The sequence below is a fragment of the Paenibacillus sp. J22P143 genome, from assembly GCF_059692035.1.
The window spans coordinates 61,473-80,257 of record NZ_JCAUAQ010000023.1 but is presented as its reverse complement, the minus strand read 5'-3'; the positions used below and the strand labels follow the sequence as shown (position 1 = coordinate 80,257).

The window sequence follows — 18,785 nt, the reverse complement described above, 5'->3', positions numbered from 1 at the left end:
TAATCGAAAGAAAAATCACTTATAACGTGGTAAAACCATCATTTATTCTGTTTTTCCATACTTGACTATTATGCTTTCTAAATTCTGCCGGCGACATCCCCATCTGCTTCTGGAACCATTCACTGAAATATCGGGGGTTGGGATAGCCCACGGCATCGCCGATTTGATAAATTTTCAATGTACTTGACTTTAGCAAATCAGTTGCCTTTTCTACGCGCAAATCAGATAGGTAGTCGCTGAAGTACCTTCCTGTCTCTTCCCGGAACAATCGGCTTAAATAATTTGGAGTCACACATAATTCCTCGGCAATAATGTTGAGATTAATATCATCTGTAAATCTCTGGCTCATGATACCCAATGTTTTCTGGATCAAGTAAGAAGCTGGCTCCTCGATCCTATTCATACCTTCCTCGTTCCGCTGATCTGATGATTCCGAGCTTTCGCAAAGCTCCTTTGCTTTCAATAATGCTTGTTCAATTTCTTCCACATCTGAAGGCTTCAGTAAATAATCAACCGCCCCTAGTCGAAGAGCCTCCTGTGCATACTTAAAATCGCCGAATCCACTTAAAAAAATGACTTTGATATTGGCAAACTGCATATGCTCTTTCGCTTGTTCTCGGATGGTCGCTACCAATTCCAGGCCTGTCATGTTCGGCATACGGATGTCCGACAACAAAATATCCACGGGATTTTCACGAATATAATTGATCGCATCTATCCCGTCTTCAAATACTTGAAGAAGTTCAATTCCGAGACTCTTCCAACTAACATGCTTGCTCAGCCCATCCCGAATCCAGGCTTCGTCATCAATGATAATTGCGCGACATATCGATTCATTCATTTGGACTTCCTCGCTCACTTGGTCTTTTTATTAAAATATGCTCAGACAGGTTGCGCAAATCCACCGCTGCAGCTTTAAAGGCTTCCGAAGGACGAGCATAAAACGTCATGATTTTAGCGAGAGCGTCCTCCTCGACTGCCAACATCGCGGGATAATAAATAAGCGATGGCTCGCTCTTCGCATTAGTCATGCTCTTCAAAATGAGTGCAAAATCCGGTCTGCTTTCCCGGAACACTGGATCGCTCAGGATAGATCGTCTTGCTGGAACGCCTCCGTTCTGGGCATAAATCATTCCGCCCTGTTTTCCCGTGGCAAACTCAAGGAATTTCCAGGCGTTGGACTGGTTCGTAGAGCTTGCATTCATAGCAAGCATCCAACCATGCTGGAACGGAACGCGGTGTACTCCCCCGTTTGGATCGCGTTTACCGGGAATCAGCGCAATGCCAATATGATCCTTAAGAAACGATCTGCTTTGCTTTATTAACGGATAGGCGGAATTCCAGTAAGGAGCGGCCATCGCAACATCACCATTGAGTAACCCATCGCGAACCCGTGAGAAATCCCATGACATCAAGTCACTAGGGACGATCTTATCCCGTAACAGCTTCTCCAAATACTCCCCGGTGCTTATCGATTCTTTGGTATCGATAAGCACCTTCCCGTCATCCCTCATGAAGTCCCCACCAAAAGACCATAAAATCGAATCAAATATTTTCCCCCGTTCCTCTGGAACGACCGCAGGCATGGCGAGTCCCCAACGGGTAGGTGATTCCTGATTCAGACTCTTGGAAAATTCCTGAGCTATTTCGTATAGCTCATCCCATGTTTCAGGTGGTTTCGGGATCAAATCATTGCGATAATATAAAAAGTGTGTACTGATATCGGTCGGCAGCGCATAAATTTTTCCGTTATAACGGTACATGGAAAGAAAATCATTACTATCAACCGAGCCCCTTGAAGTTGCTTCAGCCATTTCAATATAATGATCTAGCGGCAAGAGAGCGTTTGCAGAAGCGAATTGGGCAATGGATGTGCTGGGTAGCATGACGATATCGAACGCATTCGACCCTGCAAAGAGCTGCGTCCCAACAGCCGTAAAATAGCTGTCTCGCCCGACTTCAATAAATTCCACTTTAATCCCCATTTTTTCTTCGAATGGCAGTGCAATTTCACGCAGAGCAGTTGACTCCGTGCCAGTACGAATCAGCACTTTGATTATATCTTTCTGCTTAGGCGAATTCGGTACGTTCATCATTTCCCGGTTCATTAGCACGAATCCCGCCAAAGCCCATAAAACCAACAGAAAAAACGAGATTACCATGAGCTTATTCAGCTTTAAATAACTCATTGCATGACCTCCGTTCGATAAGGGATATACACGAGAACTAAAGCCCCTTCATCTTGGGATGGGGGAAAGAAAATGCCGTATTCAGGCCCGAACGCCATCTTAATTCGTTGGTCCACATTCCGCATCCCCAAATGATCGACTGAATTGGAGGTTTGCAGAAGCTTCTTCGCTTTGTCGATATTAATCCCGTCGCCCGTGTTGAATACAGCCATCCGTACACGCCCCCCCTCTCTGGTAACAGCGATTGACACTTTCCCTCCCTTAGACATTTTGGCAATCCCGTGCTCAAGAGCATTCTCCACTAACGGCTGTAAAATAAGGGGCAAGACAAAGACATAATTAAGCTCTGGTTCCACCTGAATTTCGTAATCCAACTTGTTCTTATAACGAAAAGATTGAATCTGCAAATAATTCTCAACATGCTGGAGCTCCATTTTCATGTTCGTCCATTCCTTACCCGAATGTAACGTAAATCGAAAGAACCTCCCCAACGCCGTTACCAACTTACTTATGGACTCCGCTCCATATTCCTTGGACATCCAATAAATCGTATCCAGTGTATTGTACAAAAAGTGAGGTTGAATCTGAATCTGCAACGCCTGCATTAGCGCATCACGCTTCTCCTTTTCCTGGCGTTGATTATCGTGCAGTAGCTGTTGTATGCGCTCTCGCAATCGGTTGAAATTGTGCTGCAATATACGAATTTCACGGATCGAACCGATATTCTCTCGAAAATGTAAATTGTCAATCGAGGTCGTTGACATTAGCCTTGCTAGATGATATACCGGCTTGGAAATGGCCTGGGCGAGCAGCATCGAAACAATGATAAAGATTACAATTCCCATTCCTGTTATAATGATTAAATATTGTAAAATCCTTTGATTCGGCTCGAATAATTCACTTAAAGGAACGACAGCTGTCATCTGCCATCCATTCGTTTTAGAGGTGCTGTAAGCAAGCATCCACTTACCGTCCACCACCTGGATCCCTTGTCCCTGTTTGGGCAGCTTTCGGATCGCTTCTGACGTGCTCGCGTTTTCAAATAGGGTGGAATCTTGCTGATAAATAACGTCTCCCGCATCATCCGTTATCATGAACGAACCTGTGGAACCGATACGTACGCTTCCCACTATCCCACTTATAAAACGGTCGTTAAGTTGTACAAATAAATAACCTCTAAGCTGAGATAGGTTACTGTCATTCAATCTACGTACCGCTGTAACTGAAGCGTGGATCGGAGTCTGGAATCCTTCCTGCGGACGAAAAATTGCCCATTTGTCTCTAAACCATTTCATCTTCAGAGGTTGGTTTTCAAGCTTTTCTGTTATATATCGATATTGATCGATCTCTATCTGATTAAAGGTATAAAATGACGTATTCGTAGAAAGTACTTGATGATCCGCTGTGACCAAATAAATATCGCGAATATGATCAAGTCGGCCGCGGAACAAGTACGTATACACCATTTCGCGAAACTTCTGGTTAGCCTGAAATAACTGATAGGGTGTGTCAAGAGGACTAACCAAAAAATCAAGCGATTGTTGGTAAAGCAAAGGCCAAGTTAAACGGTCAATCTCGGCTAGATTGGCGTCTAGCGCCCGTTGTGTCTGCTCGACTGTCTGAAGCAAATATTGACTAACCTGCTTTTGAGAGATTTCATTTTCCTTCTTGTAAGTAATAATAGCTACGAGTAAAGGAAATATCAGCAGCAGCAGAAAAACAGCAAGAAGCAGCGAACGGATGGAAATAGATTTTTTTAACATCGGGCAGGGTTAACATTCCTCTCTAATTATTCCTTCTTTTAAACCCGAATAAAACCTAATCCTGAACAATAACTCGATCATATAAGGATAATTTGGGTGCTCCTTGCAGTTGCACAATAGTATCCTATTGTTCGCCATACATTTCAATAGAGAACATATAGATTTCTTGTAGTATTCACAGAAAATACCTTCGCCTTGTTGTGACGTGTTAATATCCCTTTAGCCATACATGCTGCGCAAGCGCCGCACCACAGATGATGAAAATGGGGTGGGAAATCTGTCAATACTGCTACTATGGCTGGGAGAGGAAGGTCGATCAACTATGGTGCCATAGTGCCCATCCTTTAGTCTGACTCCAACGACCACGGTGCATCACAGATTGTCGCTCCCTTTTGGGAAGCACTCATGGGAGATTAATCCTACTCTGATTGTTGCACCAGCCTCTACTCTGATTTAGCCATAGAGAGGATGTTTCACTATGGAAGTTGTCATTGAACGAGCATGCGGTATGGATATTCATAAGGACAACATAACTGCATGTATTCTTACGTCGAAGGGAAAGGAGATTCAAACGTTTTCAACTAAAACGACCCGTTCATGTTGGTTATCAAATAAGCAAAATTTCAAATGATTAGCTCTCCTTTTTCCACTTCACTTCTTTTTGGTCGTTCCGCTATAATCGTTTCTAGAACTATTCGCACAGATTCGCCGAAGAGAATTTTTCCTGATCCTGCCTAAAAATTATAGCATTCATCTTTACAAGGCACCATTATCAGTTTTTTGACTTCTATATTGATTTTTTGTCCGTTTCGGTATCCATGTCCTTTAATGGTTCCAACTGATTCACTTCCAACTGCCATGAAAGAAAATATCGGTGTCGAGATGGACTATGTACAGCATTTCGGGCATGCCAGAAATACGATCAAAATAGCAAACAAGCTGATACTGGTCCAATCACCAATGTCAGCTTTTTTCGAACGGGAATTAGAGATTTATTTATCGTGTTAAAATTTATCAATTCTTCATTGTAATTATCGTTCCAACCACCCGGTACCGAGTATGATCCATCAAAGCCATATTGTTGCTGTTCTTTCTGATCGTAATACGGCGGAATATATTCATAACTTTCGTCAGACGATTTTTGAAAACGTCTTTCCTTCCTCTCCATATGTGAGCGCAATTTTAGTCTACTCCGAATGGAGCGTTGGGCTGCACCACGCTGAACTTCCCACCGGGCCCTTGTAACTTGCCGTCTGCTCCAATCCTGCGAACAATGCTTGCTGCGTGACTAGCCCTGTTTTAACACAATAAATATAGACCATATTACCTATTGAATTAGTTCAAACTTTCCAATAATGTTTTTATTTGAGGATTTAGGTTCAATGCATTCAGAATGACCGTAAGCGCTTCCGAACGTGTGGAGTTGCCCTGCGGATCAAATATGCCATCGTTCTTGCCGCTAATGAGGCCAGCTTCAGCCGCATCTTTGATTTGATTCACTGCATCGGAACTTGCGCTTGCCAAATCTGTCAATTTGCCCTTGGAAGGATCTTTATCCAGTTTACTCAAGTTGACAACACGGGATAAAATAACGACCATTTCCTCACGGCTGATTGTTTGATCCGGCTTAAAGGTTCCGTTTTCGTAACCGGCAATCACCCCTGCGCTAGCAAGCTTCTCAATAACGCCCTTAGCCCAGTGACTGTCGATATCTTTCAGAACAATGGCATGATTAGCACCGCTGCTGATATCAAATATACGCGCGATGATCGCTGCAAACTCAGCACGTGTAATGTTGCCATCCGGATGGAACGATCCATCCTCATACCCATCAATAACGCGCAATTTCATGAACGTACCAATGGTCTTTTCGGCCCAGTGTCCTTGAATGTCAGACAGTTCAATTTTCGTATTAGATGTCTTGGCTTCCTCTACCTTGGATTGGATAGCTAGAACCAAATCTTTTATACGAACAATGTCACTATTAAACACATCGCTATTTAACACATCATTTGGATTCTTGTTGGTTATATTAGCCGATACCTTACTGTTGCCAGAAATAACATTGGACGTTAACTGCGAATTCACCAGTTTCAAGCTGTCGAGTGCAATTTCAGCAGATCCTTGACTAACTGCTTGAAATGTCAGCTTTGCTAGTAGCACATCCCCGTTCTTGCCTGGGACTTTGCCTGTTTGCGTATGCGCAATTTGAATTTTGTTTCCTTTCACAAGAGGCCCCACAGCAAATCCGCTACTACCACTAGAACCATTGATATACTTCAAATGACTGGTATCAAAAGATAAATTGACCTCATATGCGTACAAGTCGCTTACTTGCTTTCCACTCACTGTCACTTGGAACTGATCGCCTGCTGAAACGCTGTCATCCGAGATGGAAACCAAAAAGGCCGGGCCTGAGGTTGCATATATACTGACTGATGGAAGCCAAAGCATTGTTAAAAAAAACATCAGACTGAATGCGTGTATTTTTTTTATCATCGTAGATGTTCTCCTTTTCATACAACAAAGTGTAAACAATGCTAACGAACTACTTTTAAATGTTTGTTTGTACATTGCGTATCCTAAACATATATCTAATTATCACAAAAAGTGAAGTTTTCGGCTTTACAATATTTTAAAGAAATATGGGGATACTAAGCATCCATATCATTCGAAAGTTTTCGGAAACATGGTACTCTTCGCAATCTTTATGTTGGCGATATCAGAAGCCAAAAATGAAAGGGGGGGGAGACCTTAGATCACCCCCCTCATTTCTTTATCGATCCATCTAACCCTTAATCATTCGAAGCTGTTTTATTGCAGGATCGCTCTAGCTACAATGGCAAGGTCTGTAATGTCAACTTTGCCGTCATGGTTGACATCCGCTTTCTCATTCCAGCCCTCTTGACCTTGTTCTTTACCGTAAGCAACTGCTACGGAAGCCAAGTCTCCAATTGAGACACCATCTCCATTGAAATCTGCTGTTATTAACTTGCTTTCAAACGATTGAACGGCTGCTTCCAATTCAGCTTTCGCATTATCCACCTGCTGTTGCGTCGCGTTTGCATTATTCGCTACTGCACTGGCTGTATGGATAGCCGACTGCAATAAAGCTTTGGAGCCAGTCGCATACAGTCCATCATCATCTCCTTCTTTTGCTGCATCGTACTTCGCCTGAGCGCTTACGATCGCCCCGTTCAAGAGCGACTTATCTACAGGTATACTAGGTACAGTTATCTGTATCTCGCGTGAGGAGCTGCCTACCTGCAGTTCATTCCCCTGTGCATTGGCAATCTTAACATGATCTACAGAAATTGTCGTATTGGTTGCCTGGGTGACAGATTTGGCCTTAAATTGGACCGCGAGCAAATCGCCTTGGGCAGGCACGTTCGCGTTCACGCTGGCAGCCACAATTCGAACGGTTCCTGGCACCGAAACATCTTTATCAATGACTTGAAATCCGTCTATCACTGACGTTACTGAATTGAACTCCAATCTTGTCGGATCATAGTGAAGCGTCAAGTCTTGCGCGTACACTTGCTGATATACGCTTTGCGTAACGCTAGTCAATCCCATCGTCAGATTGATAGTTTGGCCAGAATCTACTTTCTCCGCTCCAGTTATAACCGTCTGCGGGAGTACAGGTGCTACCGGTGGTTCCGTAAATACACCGATCTCCGCGGCGCTTGCCCACCCATTGACGCCCGCTGTTGCTTCGAGTTTGAGATAGGATGCATTTGTCGGATCAAAAGTTACTACTTTCTCCACATTGTCGTTTGCCCAAGTTCCGCTTGCAACTTTAGTAAAGGTCACTCCATCCGTACTCACATACACATTATAGCTTGTAATATTTCCGTTACCGCCTGATTGCCTTGGTAAATACGCGACTTTATTGATCTTGTAGGTTCCTCCAAGGTTTAAGGTAATCGATTGGGGGAGAACATCGGATTTATTCCATTTTGTATGCCAGAACGTTCCTGGGTTTCCGTCAATCGCCATGGAGGCTGCATTGTTTTCCCCAGCCGTTTCCTGACTTGTCGCCGTTGCCGTCATTTGGGATGAAGGGATCTTATTAACAATTACGCTAATGCTTGTTGTCAAAGACATGCTGTTGGGATTTGCCACCCCATTTGGCAAAGCTACAGTTCCATTAACAGTGAAGGTCTGTGCTGTCTTTACATTCGGATCATAGTTTGAAGCATCTACTTGCCATGTCACATTAGCATCCACACTGTATACATCGGTATCCAATGATACTGTCGTTGGCAATCCAAGGGCGTTCGATGTCTTCGCCGTTCCGATGTTCACTCCTGTGATGGCTGCCGGTGCTTTGATGCTCGTGAGATTCAAAGGTACCCCAGCCGGAACAACCCATGAAAATTCAATTTCCGACAAACCGTTATTTCCCGCTCTATCACTGGATACCTGGAATTTGACCCATCTCACGTTCCTGGTAGGGAAATGTACAGAATAAGCGCTCCCGTCATTCGGAATTCCTGAAACCGTCACAGTGCTTCCGTCACTGAAGGTAAGCGTTCCGCCCTGCGCCATGTCGCTCAGATTGGCCCGATCATAGAAGGTAATCTTGTTGATCGTTTGAGTCGTCGGCCAATTCACCTGGATCCATGGATTCTGTTCTGAAATGGAAACCCATTCGCCACTAGTCGCATTCCCTTTGATGCCATCGAGCGCACCGCGGGGATTACCGGTTGAAGCAGTAGCGGTAGCTGTGGCGGTCGGCACTGAGATTTGATTAACCGTTACACTAATGCTTGTTGTCAAAGGCACGTTATTGGGATTTACTACTATAGTCGGCAAAGTTACATTTCCATTTACATTGAATGTCTGTGGAGTCTTTACAGTTGGATCATAGTTTGAAGTATTTACATTCCATGTCACATTGGCATCCACCCTGATTCCATCTTCGGTAACCAAGGATACTGTCTTTGGCAATCCAAGGGCGCCCACTGTCTTCGCCGTTCCGATTGGCACATCTATTACGTCAGAAGGCATAGTGATGCTGTTTAAATTAACATTGTGATCCATAATGACAATGTCCTGCGACGAACGGTTATACATGGAATCGTCGGCAAATACCCTGATTATATATGGCGTATTCGGCGACAAACCTGTAACCTTATATTTCTTGTATACCTCGTATGGTTTCTCCATCGGCATCGAAAGGCTGTTAAACGATTTGTCCACTTTCCCCGTAAGCTTGTTGATAAGCTGAATGTTGTATTCCAAATTTCGCACATTGTCATTTGCTTGCTTTAATGTAAAACCAATTTCGTTTTTATTGAAGTCCATGTAATCGACCTTAATACTACCCTCATCAAGCTGCGGAGCTATGAGATCTCTTGTATCGCTCTTGTTATAGGTAAAGGCATCTTTGCCATCGCCAACGTTGACTACACGTGGTATGCTTACAAATTCATCTGTAGCTAAATTATACTGTTTGATGATAATTTTCGTACCGTAAATCTCCATGAAATTCGAGATGCGAGGTGTGGTATTATATGCGATATACGAGCCTTCTATATATCCGCCGTACGGACCACCATCAATATAACTGGAATAGTTCGACCCACCGGAATCGAGGAACGTAGCCGAGCCTTGAAAGAGAGAACGTTCGTCGGTCGGGTCGTATTGCGTATGACCTGACATATAAAACACCTGCGAGAAGTTATTGTCGGCAATAAATTTACCGAAACTATTACTTGCACCGCTGCTCCATTGCTGTGACCACACGGTTCCGCCTATCGGGAAGTGAGACATGGCAAGTATGGGTTTTGTTGGATCATAATCCGGTTCACTTTTAATTTGGTTGAGAAAATTGGTGGCTTTTCCCACTGTGTTACTGTTGTTAACATTTGCATCAAAACCAATCAGATTATATCCTTTTATCTTTACCCGATAAGCACTATTAGAGAAATCATTATTGTACGAATTCGTCGATTCGTTCCACGCGCCCGCCGTACCTTCAGGTATGAAGGTTTCGGTGCCGCCCATATCATGATTGCCTTTTACTACATAGAACTTCGTCGTGTTAAATAAGCCCTCAGCTTTAAGTTTATTGTATACGGTTTTAAAACTACCCATCCACACATATTCATTGGCGTTGTTACCGCCAGTAATGTCGCCAGGCTGCACAATGACGTCGGCCTGCGGAAATACTCGCAAGCTTTTTCTAATATCTGCTTCCTGACGCGTATTTACAGCATTACCATTGTATTCCGGGTCGCTGATATCCGCTAAATTTAAATCGGCGGGAGTTAGTGTTTTATTGCTTTTTTGATAAATGAATATGGCGTTGCTTAGTTCACGTACGTAATAATTGATGGTTTCCTGTGTATATAATTTTACATTTTGCGTTGTTGCAACCGAAGTTGCCATATTATTAACATTTTTCAAATAATCAAAATCAGTTTGGCTGAAGCCATTGCCGAGACCGCCTGTTACTATTGTATTTGCTTCAGATATGGCGTCGTTAAGTGTCTTCATATCTACTTTATTTAAACCGTAACTTTTATAATTAGCTTTTACTACATCACTGCTAATTGCACCTTTCCAAACCTTCAGATCATCGATATCGAATGAGTTACTACCATTGCCGCCCACTCCGTCACTGCCTATATTTAATGGGTTCGATGTATCTAAAGATCCGATCCCCAGCGAAGTTTCAGCCATTTCGTAACCATCAATATACAACGTCCCGAGCATTTTATCTCTGTCTACAACAAATGTCACGTAACGCCAAGCGGAAACATTAAACGTGTCGCGTCCAAAACTTACGGATGCGGCTGGGAATCCTAAATTCATATTGACCGAATTGGGTGATGTATAAATCGCCCATCCTGCATTAGAGCTCTTACTAAAATCCTTGTTCGATAATATGACCTGATTATTCTTCGTGTCACCCTTATACCAGAAGGATGTGGTAAAACTCTCATTGCCAACATTCAAACTTTGCGTAGTACCGACATAATTGCCGTTTCCGCTTTCTACGTGCAGCGCTTTAGTCCCGGGTAATACACCGTCTACATAACTAACATTTCCATGTGCCATCAACGACTGCCCTTGGTTTGCATCGTCGTTTAAATTATTGTCGAATTTAATCGATGCCAGAAGGGGGTTGGCATTTACTTCGTTACTCTCTGCATGTACTGCGGTGTTCGATAAAGTACCAATTAACATCATTGATGCGAGGGTAAAGGATATACTTCTTTTCACTACAGAAAACCTCCATACTTTAGTTTTTTTAAGCGTTTGTTCAACAATCTTGTAAAATTGATTAAAAACAAAGCAATCCAAAGTCTGATGCGTGAATACAGGCCATTTCAATCGGTAAACACCACCTCCTAAAAACTCTCTCATCCCCGCAGAAAAATTTTACATATTTGAACTAGCAAAATAGAGCTAACTCTCGTATTGATCAATTAATGGGGGCTACTTACAATCTTTGAATCAACCAATAAAATGCCATCACAAAAATAAGGCAAGACGTCAAAATCATCATTTTACGATACCAAGGGAACCTTCGCAGCCAAATCAAGAGGGGCAGTAATAGGCATAAGATCATCAACTGGCCCGTTTCAACACCTAAATTAAACGTCAAGAGCGTGCCAATCAGATTGCCTTTTGGCAGTCCTGTTTCAGCCAAAGCCCCTGCGAAGCCCATACCATGAATCAGGCCAAATAGGGCTGTCAGTGCCCACCGCCATTTCGCCTTTTGAACAAACATATTTTCCACGGCCACGTAACAGATCGTCACTGCAATCAACGCTTCAACCCAAGACGAGATGACTTGGAGGCGGCCCGACGCAACCAAGAATAGTGTAATGCTGTGGGCGATTGTAAAAGCAGTAACAATTTTCAATGCATCCTTGAAGCGAGAGGCGATTAATACTAAAGATAACAAAAACACCAAATGATCATAACCTGTCAAAATGTGTTCGATTCCAAGCTTATAGTATTTCCACAAAACAGCGCCAAGCTTAGGCTGGGGAAGATGGCTCGGATTATCACTTTTAGTGCTCTCTTTCATATCCTGCTGGGGAGGTTTGGGAAGGTTGATCAGAATATCTCTTTTAGTACTATCAATCAAGTCCTGCTGGACATATTCCCCTGCATGGACCAAGAGTCCACTCGTATGAGCAGGCACATGGTCAAACAACTCCAGATCGTAATGAAGCGTACATTGTTCGATCACTTTATCGGCGGTAAACTTCAGTTGAAGTTCCACGCCTCTTATGTTAGCCTTATTCGCCATCTTCATCGAAAGCAATTCCATCGTGAAGGGCTTCGAATCCGCATCTATGCGAAGTCCTTTCTGTAGAAAAGATTCAACTTTTTGCGAGAACTGTGCCTCGTTCACCAGATTATCCAAGTTGGTGTTGATACCGAATTGTTGAAGCAAATCTCTTTCATCAAGAAAAAGATCATAGAGAATCTCGTTCTGTTCAATCTTTAAATCCGAGAAACCCATACTTTGAACATGTGCGAACGAAGTTGTGGAAGTCCCAAAAAATAAGATGAATATGATAATGATCAAGGACAGGAATGATCGTTGCTTCATAGCGGGACCTCTTTTCATGAAATGTAAGTATGACTTCCGATTGATCCGCTTTTCATATCAATGAACCTTGCTGCTTAACTTCAAGCCGATGACACCAACAACGATGAGTAACGTCCAAGCTACTTGCGTGATATTGAATGATTCCTTGAACAGCACAAATCCCACAAGTGTAATTAGAACAATACCGACGCCTGACCAAATCGCATAAGCAACGCCAACTTGAATGTAGGTTAGAGCAAAGTTTAGCAAGGTAAAGCTGAAGCCATATAAAACAAACATCAAAATAGACGGCCAAAATCGGGTAAATCCTTCGGAAAGCTTCATTGATGTCGTTCCCGATAATTCAAAGAGGATAGCAAGTATTAAAAGTACCCATCCCAATCCGCTCTCACCCTTCATCTGTGGATTCCTCCAAATGAAGTTCAGCGTACGATGAGACTAGCACATTCGCGTCTTTTAGCCAGCATTCGTTAAATTTAAATTCTGGCTCATCCTTACTCATTAACCCTATAGTGACTGCAACCCCTGCAGATTTCCCCATCTGCATATCGCTGTTGGTGTCCCCTATCAAGGCCACCTGGTTCGGTGCTAATCCAAGCTCTATGCAAGCCTTATTTACCATTTCCGGAAAAGGCTTCCCCTGTTTCACCAGATCGTTCCCGACAATAACCTTGAAACAATGCCGAATGCCCATCCACTGCAAATGTTTCTCCGCATCCGCCGTCTCATCAGCCGTTACAATGCCCATTGGTATTCCTTGATCATGGCATTGCTTCAGAAAGTCTATAACTCCCGGCAGCGGATAAGCTGGACGAACCTGTTCCATTTCTTCATCCGCCAAATGCTTACTTTCCCATGCAAACCTCATGGATTCACTCCAAGGGAGTCCTAGCCGGTAGCCTTGCCATGCTAAAATAGCGAGTAAATCGCCAATCGATCCCATGGAGAGTGGACCGTTTCTATTATAATCCGTCGTATGCCCTGCCGCGTCATGAACCATTCCCCACAGATCCGAGATGGGATCGATGACCCCATTCGTTACAGCAGCCAAGACTTTACTTGAATAATTCCGGTATAACGACTCGCTCCAATATCCCCAAAGACTTATAAAATCGAGTAGTGTGCCATCCTTATCAAATAAAATCCCCTTTACAGAATAACTATTATTGTTAATCATTAATTGTGGCATTCCAATCACTCCCGAGATCCTCATTTGGTGAAAACTAATCTTTCTTAATTAATAATGCTTCCGTTCTCCGACGCATTCTCCCAGACGATAACATGACAATTGTTCGCATAATCAGGTTGGCCAATATAATTAACAGCGACATGGCTGCCGCCTGAGCGATATCACCGGAGTCCTCCATGTTAACAATCGCCACGGCAGCCGGTTTCAGGTCTGGCGCATACAAAAATATGATGGCCGATACCGTCACCATACTGTTGATAAAGTAATACATCCCAATCTCCAAGATACATGGCAATGACATGGGCAGTGTAACTCTGACAAGTGTCCTATACCAGGGTACATTCATCGTTTCAGAGGCAGCCTCGAACTCGCTATCCAGCTTTTTAAGCGCCGAGGTCATCGTTAAAAATGAAACGGAATAGAAATGTACAATATTACATATAATCATGATCCATATGGTTCCATATAACCCATTGAAGGGCTGGTTCGGATTATTAAAGAAGAATACATAGATGAGACCTAGCACTAAACCCGGTAATGCAAGTGGCAGCATGGACAGAAAATATGCCACATTTCGCAATACTACATAACCGCGAGATTTTTCAATAAGATAGGCAAATAGGAATGTCACTACACTGCCAGTCAACGCAACACCTGCCGAAATAATCAAACTATTCACAAACGGTCCTGCCCCGTCAAGAAATCCATCGTAATGGGACAAAGAGAGCTGTAGGTTATAAGGCCATACTTTCACGATTGATCCATAAAGCGCCACAAGAATTATGCTTAGAATGACAGCTGATACAACTGAGCAAAGTAGGAATAATAAGACGTCGCGCAGCTTGTTTGCTTCAATTCGATACGGCATAGATTTTGCGCTTAGCCACCCGCTCTGTTTCCGTTGGGAAATTCGGTCAATGATAAACGAAAACACTGCTGGAATTAACAACAGCACACCGACGGCGGCTCCCATTTGCATATTCTGTTGACCAATCACTTGCTTGAACAAATCGGTCGCAAGAACATTGTATTGTCCTCCTACAACCTTAGGAGCTCCAAAGTCAGTAAACGTCAGGACAAAACAAACAAAAATTGTGCTAATGAGTGCAAACTTGGTACTTGGTATGGTTACCGTCCAAAAGGTACGCCACTTCGACGCACCAAGCGTCTCCGCTGCTTCATATAAGCGATAATCGGAGCTCGCAAAAGCAACCGAGAGGATCAAGAATGCCTGTGGAAATGTATATAAAATTTCGGATAAAACAATTCCAATCGGCCCGTAAAGCTGGATTCGAAATTCAGGCAGTAAACCAAAGAACCCCGTTGAAATCAGTCCTTGATTGCCAAACAAATAGATTAATGCTAATCCGTGCAGCATCGAAGGCGCAAAAAGCGGTAACAACGCTACGGAACGAAAAAACCATTTCCCTCGGATTCCGCTTCTCTCAAGCGCATAGGCAAATCCGAAACCGAGTGTCACAGCGACTATAGTCGTAATCAATGAAACCTTTATGGAATTCCATAATGAAGTTACAAGTGTCGGTGTAGAAAAATATTTGGCAAAATTAGCTAGCCCAATAAAACTTCCATCTTGGTTACTAACGGCTTTGATCAAGAGTTCACCAAGCGGCATTAGGATCGTAAAAAATAAGGTCAGTATCATTATTAAAATGAAAAAGTTTTGACTCCATTCGTTTGCATTCGGTCGTATTCGTTTTAACCACGTTTCCATACCATTCACCTCCTCACCCAACCGCAATATCGGATACCGTATCAAATCGGATGACATGTTCAGGCGGCAAATTAAATGTTACCTTCTGACCTAGTTTGATGTTAAAAGTCACCATAGCTTGCGCCTGCAGATCAACAGTAAGAAACTGCATAAGCGGTGAATCCTGATGATCCACTAATTCTAAAACCAAGCGATAATGTGTCCCTCGATATTCAATTTCCCGTACGATTCCCTGTCTGCCTTTCTCATGACCTTCCCGAACTAATTGAATATGCTCTGGACGGATAGCCAGTATAGGGTTACCTTGCTTTCCGTTATTTGTTTCGATAAAGCTGACTGCTCCAATGAAATCGGCAATAAAGGGACTATTCGGACGTTCATACACATCATTCGGGGTGCCGATTTGTACGATTCGCGATTGATTCATAACGACAATGCGATCAGCCATCGTTAAGGCTTCTTCCTGATCGTGTGTCACCATAATTGTCGTCATCCCAAATTGTTGATGCAGCCGGCAGATTTCACGTCGCAATTTAACACGAACTTTTGCATCAAGAGCAGATAATGGCTCATCTAGCAACAAACAATCCGGTGAAAATGCGAGCGCTCGCGCAAGAGCTACCCGCTGTTGTTGGCCGCCCGATAACTGTGAGGGTACTTTATGCCGCTGTTCTTCTAATTCCACTAATCCAAGCAGCTCGTCCACGCGATCCACAATTTGGGACTTGGTTAAACGATTGCGAAGTCCGTACGCAATATTCTCGGAAACCGATAGATTAGGAAATAGCGCATACGATTGAAACATCATGCCGAAATTCCGTTTGCCAGCCGGTACAGAGGTGATATCTCTTCCCTCGATGGTCAAATGGCCACCATCTGCTTTTTCCAGACCCGCAAGGATGCGCAACAATGTTGTTTTCCCACATCCGCTTGGCCCCAACAAACAGATAAATTCGTGTTGATGAATATCTAAATTTATTTCCTGCAGCGCAGTTTGTTTCCCAAAGTGCTTAGAAAGATTGCGAACCGATAAATACCCTGGCTTCATAACGAATGCTCCTTTTTAACTAAATTCCCGAAAATGGGAAGGATGCCAACTTCGGCATCCTAGTAATCCACCTTCTACTTTTTCGGCTCTGATTTGGCATCATATTTCTTTGACCAGTCCGCCAGCACAGCTTCACGGTCTCTAGCAGCTTGATACAAATCTAACTTGGTCAATTGCGATACTGGATCTTTACTGTAGCCTTCAGGAATTGTATTTCCTTCTTGTTTAATACTTAAGATAGCGTAATTTTTATTGTATTCCTTCATAGGCTCAGCGCTGATCGCCCAATCCAAGAACAACTTCGCTTCCGGCTTAATGTCCTTCTTTTTCACTAATGCATTGGCTTCCATATCCCAACCTGATCCTTCTTTAGGGAAAATAACTTCAATCGGTGACCCTTTTTTCTTCTCTAAGATGCCGCTGTATCCATATGAGATACCAATCGGAGCTTCTCCTGAAGCTGCCATTTTCGCAGGTTTGGATCCAGAATGGGTATAAATCATCATGTTATCATGCAATTTATCCATAAAAGTCCAAGCTTTATCCTTACCGTACAATTGGATAAGTGCATTAACCGTCAAGTATCCAGTTCCTGAGGATGCAGGATTCGGCATAGCAATTAATCCTTTGTATTCCGGCTTACCTAGGTCCTCATAGGATTGGGGAATCGCCAAGTGGCGTTTTTCCATTTCCACCTTGTTTACAATGATGGCTGTCTCCCAGATATCAATACCGACCCATTTGGGAATACTCGATTTATCTTTAAATTCAGGGAGTACCTTATCGACACCTTTAGGCGCATAAGGCTCCAACATTTTTTGATCATCCATAACAAGCAAACTTGTTGCGGCCAATCCCCAGATGACGTCGGCTTGAGGATTTTCCTTTTCTGCAATCAACTTGGCTGTCATAATCCCTGTCGAATCACGAACTATGTTCACTTTAATCGTAGGATTCTGAGACTTAAAGGAAGTAAGATACGTTTTAATTTGTTCTTCTTCCATTGCGGAGTAGACAGTGATTTCTGCCGGTTTACTTGCAAGGGCTGCTGTTGTCGGACTCGGTTGGCTGCTGTTTGGAGCAGTGCTTACCGGCTTTGCTGTACCGCACCCTGCCAACAATCCAGTAATAAGTAACATAGACCCAAGTGATTTCCATTTCGTTTTCATCGTTAATCCCCTTTTCCCGATATCATAGTTTTGAGACGAATCTACTTCGATGCGATTGTGTTGGTCGATACGAACTAATTAAGCAGAGAAGCAAAGCTTAAAAATTCAATCATTTTTGGAATTTCAAGATAAGATTGCTTTTTGTTTCCGATTAACTATTACGTACAATAATTATTGTACACTTAGAACGTAATCTGTGTGTCAACCGAATGTAAACTCACCATTAAGATTATGTAAATGCACATCTGCATTTTCTTCATTTCTCTCAAGTGTTTTTTTGCTATAATAGTTGTAATCCAAACAAATTTTTTTGAATCTATCAGTCGATCAAGAATAGGGAAGTGAGCATTCTAATGTCACAAAAAGAAGAAAATCACGCATCAGAACAAAGGGGGCGTATCAGACAAGACATCATAGATGCTATTGCAGAAACGATGGATTTGTACGGAGCAACTCATTCATCTGGTCAATTGTACGGGATTATGTTCTTTGAAGATCGGCCGATGACTCTCGATGAGATGAAAATTCGAATGAATATGAGTAAAAGTAACATGAGCTATGCGGTTAGATCATTGGTGGAATCCCAAATGGTGAAAAAGCTAGACGAAAAACAGGAGCGAAAAGAGCTGTATGTTGCTGAGGTTGATTTTTTTCTTGCGTTTCAAAACTTCTTCACACTAAAGCTCCAGCGTGAAATCAATGTAATGACCGAAGCCATAAGTAAAGCGCTTCCTGAATTGACAGAATTGATTCTTGACGAACATATAACAGAAATGGAGCGTAATCTTGCTCTTCAAGATTTATATAAACTTCGGCATGGGCAAACCTACTACGATTGGCTTCAGCAGTTTGTCGATGCCCTGAAGCGTGGGGAATATTTTTCCGACAAACCCATTTTGTGAACTGTGACCGGGAAGGTGGACACGTTGAAAACGTGTCCACCTTCCCGTCTATAGAGATGCAAGAAAACCACTTTTAGCCTCTTTTATTTTTATCCTATCTCTTATTTGATTGACCTTTTGCATCACATGCATGCCTTCCCGACAATAACCTGATCATACCTTGGCTCCAAGACACCCGGAACCTCATATAGTAAATAATAGAGACCATTAACTTC

12 protein-coding genes are annotated in these 18,785 nt (G+C 42.9%); 1 reads left to right on the top strand and 11 read right to left on the bottom strand.

Going from position 1 to position 18,785, the window contains the following annotated elements; genetic code table 11:
• Positions 1 to 19: 19 nt before the first annotated feature.
• The 11 genes from AC58PQ_RS23425 to AC58PQ_RS23375 all read right to left on the bottom strand — a co-directional run bounded on the left by AC58PQ_RS23425 (position 20) and on the right by AC58PQ_RS23375 (position 17,668).
• Positions 20 to 841 carry a response regulator transcription factor gene (locus AC58PQ_RS23425; RefSeq protein WP_497245875.1) on the bottom strand — a complete coding sequence of 274 codons (822 nt, stop codon included), beginning with the start codon at positions 839 to 841 and terminating at the stop codon, positions 20 to 22.
• A complete protein-coding gene (locus AC58PQ_RS23420) occupies positions 834 to 2,189 on the bottom strand; it encodes an ABC transporter substrate-binding protein (RefSeq protein WP_497245873.1) in 1,356 nt (451 codons plus the stop codon). The genes AC58PQ_RS23425 and AC58PQ_RS23420 overlap by 8 nt, the downstream gene beginning before the upstream one ends.
• Positions 2,186 to 3,952 carry a sensor histidine kinase gene (locus AC58PQ_RS23415; protein ID WP_497245871.1) on the bottom strand — a complete coding sequence of 589 codons (1,767 nt, stop codon included), beginning with the start codon at positions 3,950 to 3,952 and terminating at the stop codon, positions 2,186 to 2,188. Before AC58PQ_RS23415 ends, AC58PQ_RS23420 begins: the two co-directional genes overlap by 4 nt.
• Positions 3,953 to 5,287: 1,335 nt before the next feature.
• Positions 5,288 to 6,451, bottom strand: coding sequence for an S-layer homology domain-containing protein (locus AC58PQ_RS23410; protein WP_497245869.1), 1,164 nt, complete (start codon positions 6,449 to 6,451; stop codon positions 5,288 to 5,290).
• 315 nt (positions 6,452 to 6,766) lie between these two features.
• Positions 6,767 to 11,185, bottom strand: coding sequence for a discoidin domain-containing protein (locus AC58PQ_RS23405; protein ID WP_497245867.1), 4,419 nt, complete (start codon positions 11,183 to 11,185; stop codon positions 6,767 to 6,769).
• A 220-nt stretch (positions 11,186 to 11,405) separates the two neighbouring features.
• Complete coding sequence (locus AC58PQ_RS23400; RefSeq protein ID WP_497245865.1) at positions 11,406 to 12,530, bottom strand: HupE/UreJ family protein; 1,125 nt, start codon at positions 12,528 to 12,530, stop codon at positions 11,406 to 11,408.
• Positions 12,531 to 12,587: 57 nt separating this feature from the next.
• A complete protein-coding gene (locus AC58PQ_RS23395; RefSeq protein ID WP_497245863.1) occupies positions 12,588 to 12,929 on the bottom strand; it encodes a DMT family transporter in 342 nt (113 codons plus the stop codon).
• Complete coding sequence (locus AC58PQ_RS23390; RefSeq protein ID WP_497245861.1) at positions 12,919 to 13,719, bottom strand: HAD family hydrolase; 801 nt, start codon at positions 13,717 to 13,719, stop codon at positions 12,919 to 12,921. Before AC58PQ_RS23390 ends, AC58PQ_RS23395 begins: the two co-directional genes overlap by 11 nt.
• Positions 13,720 to 13,753: 34 nt before the next feature.
• Positions 13,754 to 15,451 carry a putative 2-aminoethylphosphonate ABC transporter permease subunit gene (locus AC58PQ_RS23385; RefSeq protein ID WP_497245859.1) on the bottom strand — a complete coding sequence of 566 codons (1,698 nt, stop codon included), beginning with the start codon at positions 15,449 to 15,451 and terminating at the stop codon, positions 13,754 to 13,756.
• 13 nt (positions 15,452 to 15,464) lie between these two features.
• Entirely contained in the window at positions 15,465 to 16,499 is a 1,035-nt protein-coding gene (locus AC58PQ_RS23380; RefSeq protein WP_497245857.1) for an ABC transporter ATP-binding protein, read from the bottom strand.
• A gap of 74 nt (positions 16,500 to 16,573) precedes the next feature.
• Entirely contained in the window at positions 16,574 to 17,668 is a 1,095-nt protein-coding gene (locus tag AC58PQ_RS23375; RefSeq protein ID WP_497245855.1) for a putative 2-aminoethylphosphonate ABC transporter substrate-binding protein, read from the bottom strand.
• A 353-nt stretch (positions 17,669 to 18,021) separates the two neighbouring features.
• Here AC58PQ_RS23375 and AC58PQ_RS23370 point away from each other — a divergent pair, with 353 nt between their 5' ends.
• Positions 18,022 to 18,570, top strand: coding sequence for a GbsR/MarR family transcriptional regulator (locus tag AC58PQ_RS23370; RefSeq protein ID WP_497245853.1), 549 nt, complete (start codon positions 18,022 to 18,024; stop codon positions 18,568 to 18,570).
• The last annotated feature ends 215 nt before the right edge of the window (positions 18,571 to 18,785 follow it).

What these genes read in the sequence shown, in the direction of transcription:
- AC58PQ_RS23425 (WP_497245875.1), bottom strand. Translation starts at nt 841, where the DNA reads ATGAATGAATCGATATGTCGCGCAATTATCATTGATGACGAAGCCTGG.
- AC58PQ_RS23420 (WP_497245873.1), bottom strand. Translation starts at nt 2,189, where the DNA reads ATGAGTTATTTAAAGCTGAATAAGCTCATGGTAATCTCGTTTTTTCTG.
- AC58PQ_RS23415 (WP_497245871.1), bottom strand. Translation starts at nt 3,952, where the DNA reads ATGTTAAAAAAATCTATTTCCATCCGTTCGCTGCTTCTTGCTGTTTTT.
- AC58PQ_RS23410 (WP_497245869.1), bottom strand. Translation starts at nt 6,451, where the DNA reads ATGATAAAAAAAATACACGCATTCAGTCTGATGTTTTTTTTAACAATG.
- AC58PQ_RS23400 (WP_497245865.1), bottom strand. Translation starts at nt 12,530, where the DNA reads ATGAAGCAACGATCATTCCTGTCCTTGATCATTATCATATTCATCTTA.
- AC58PQ_RS23395 (WP_497245863.1), bottom strand. Translation starts at nt 12,929, where the DNA reads ATGAAGGGTGAGAGCGGATTGGGATGGGTACTTTTAATACTTGCTATC.
- AC58PQ_RS23390 (WP_497245861.1), bottom strand. Translation starts at nt 13,719, where the DNA reads ATGCCACAATTAATGATTAACAATAATAGTTATTCTGTAAAGGGGATT.
- AC58PQ_RS23385 (WP_497245859.1), bottom strand. Translation starts at nt 15,451, where the DNA reads ATGGAAACGTGGTTAAAACGAATACGACCGAATGCAAACGAATGGAGT.
- AC58PQ_RS23380 (WP_497245857.1), bottom strand. Translation starts at nt 16,499, where the DNA reads ATGAAGCCAGGGTATTTATCGGTTCGCAATCTTTCTAAGCACTTTGGG.
- AC58PQ_RS23375 (WP_497245855.1), bottom strand. Translation starts at nt 17,668, where the DNA reads ATGAAAACGAAATGGAAATCACTTGGGTCTATGTTACTTATTACTGGA.
- AC58PQ_RS23370 (WP_497245853.1), top strand. Translation starts at nt 18,022, where the DNA reads ATGTCACAAAAAGAAGAAAATCACGCATCAGAACAAAGGGGGCGTATC.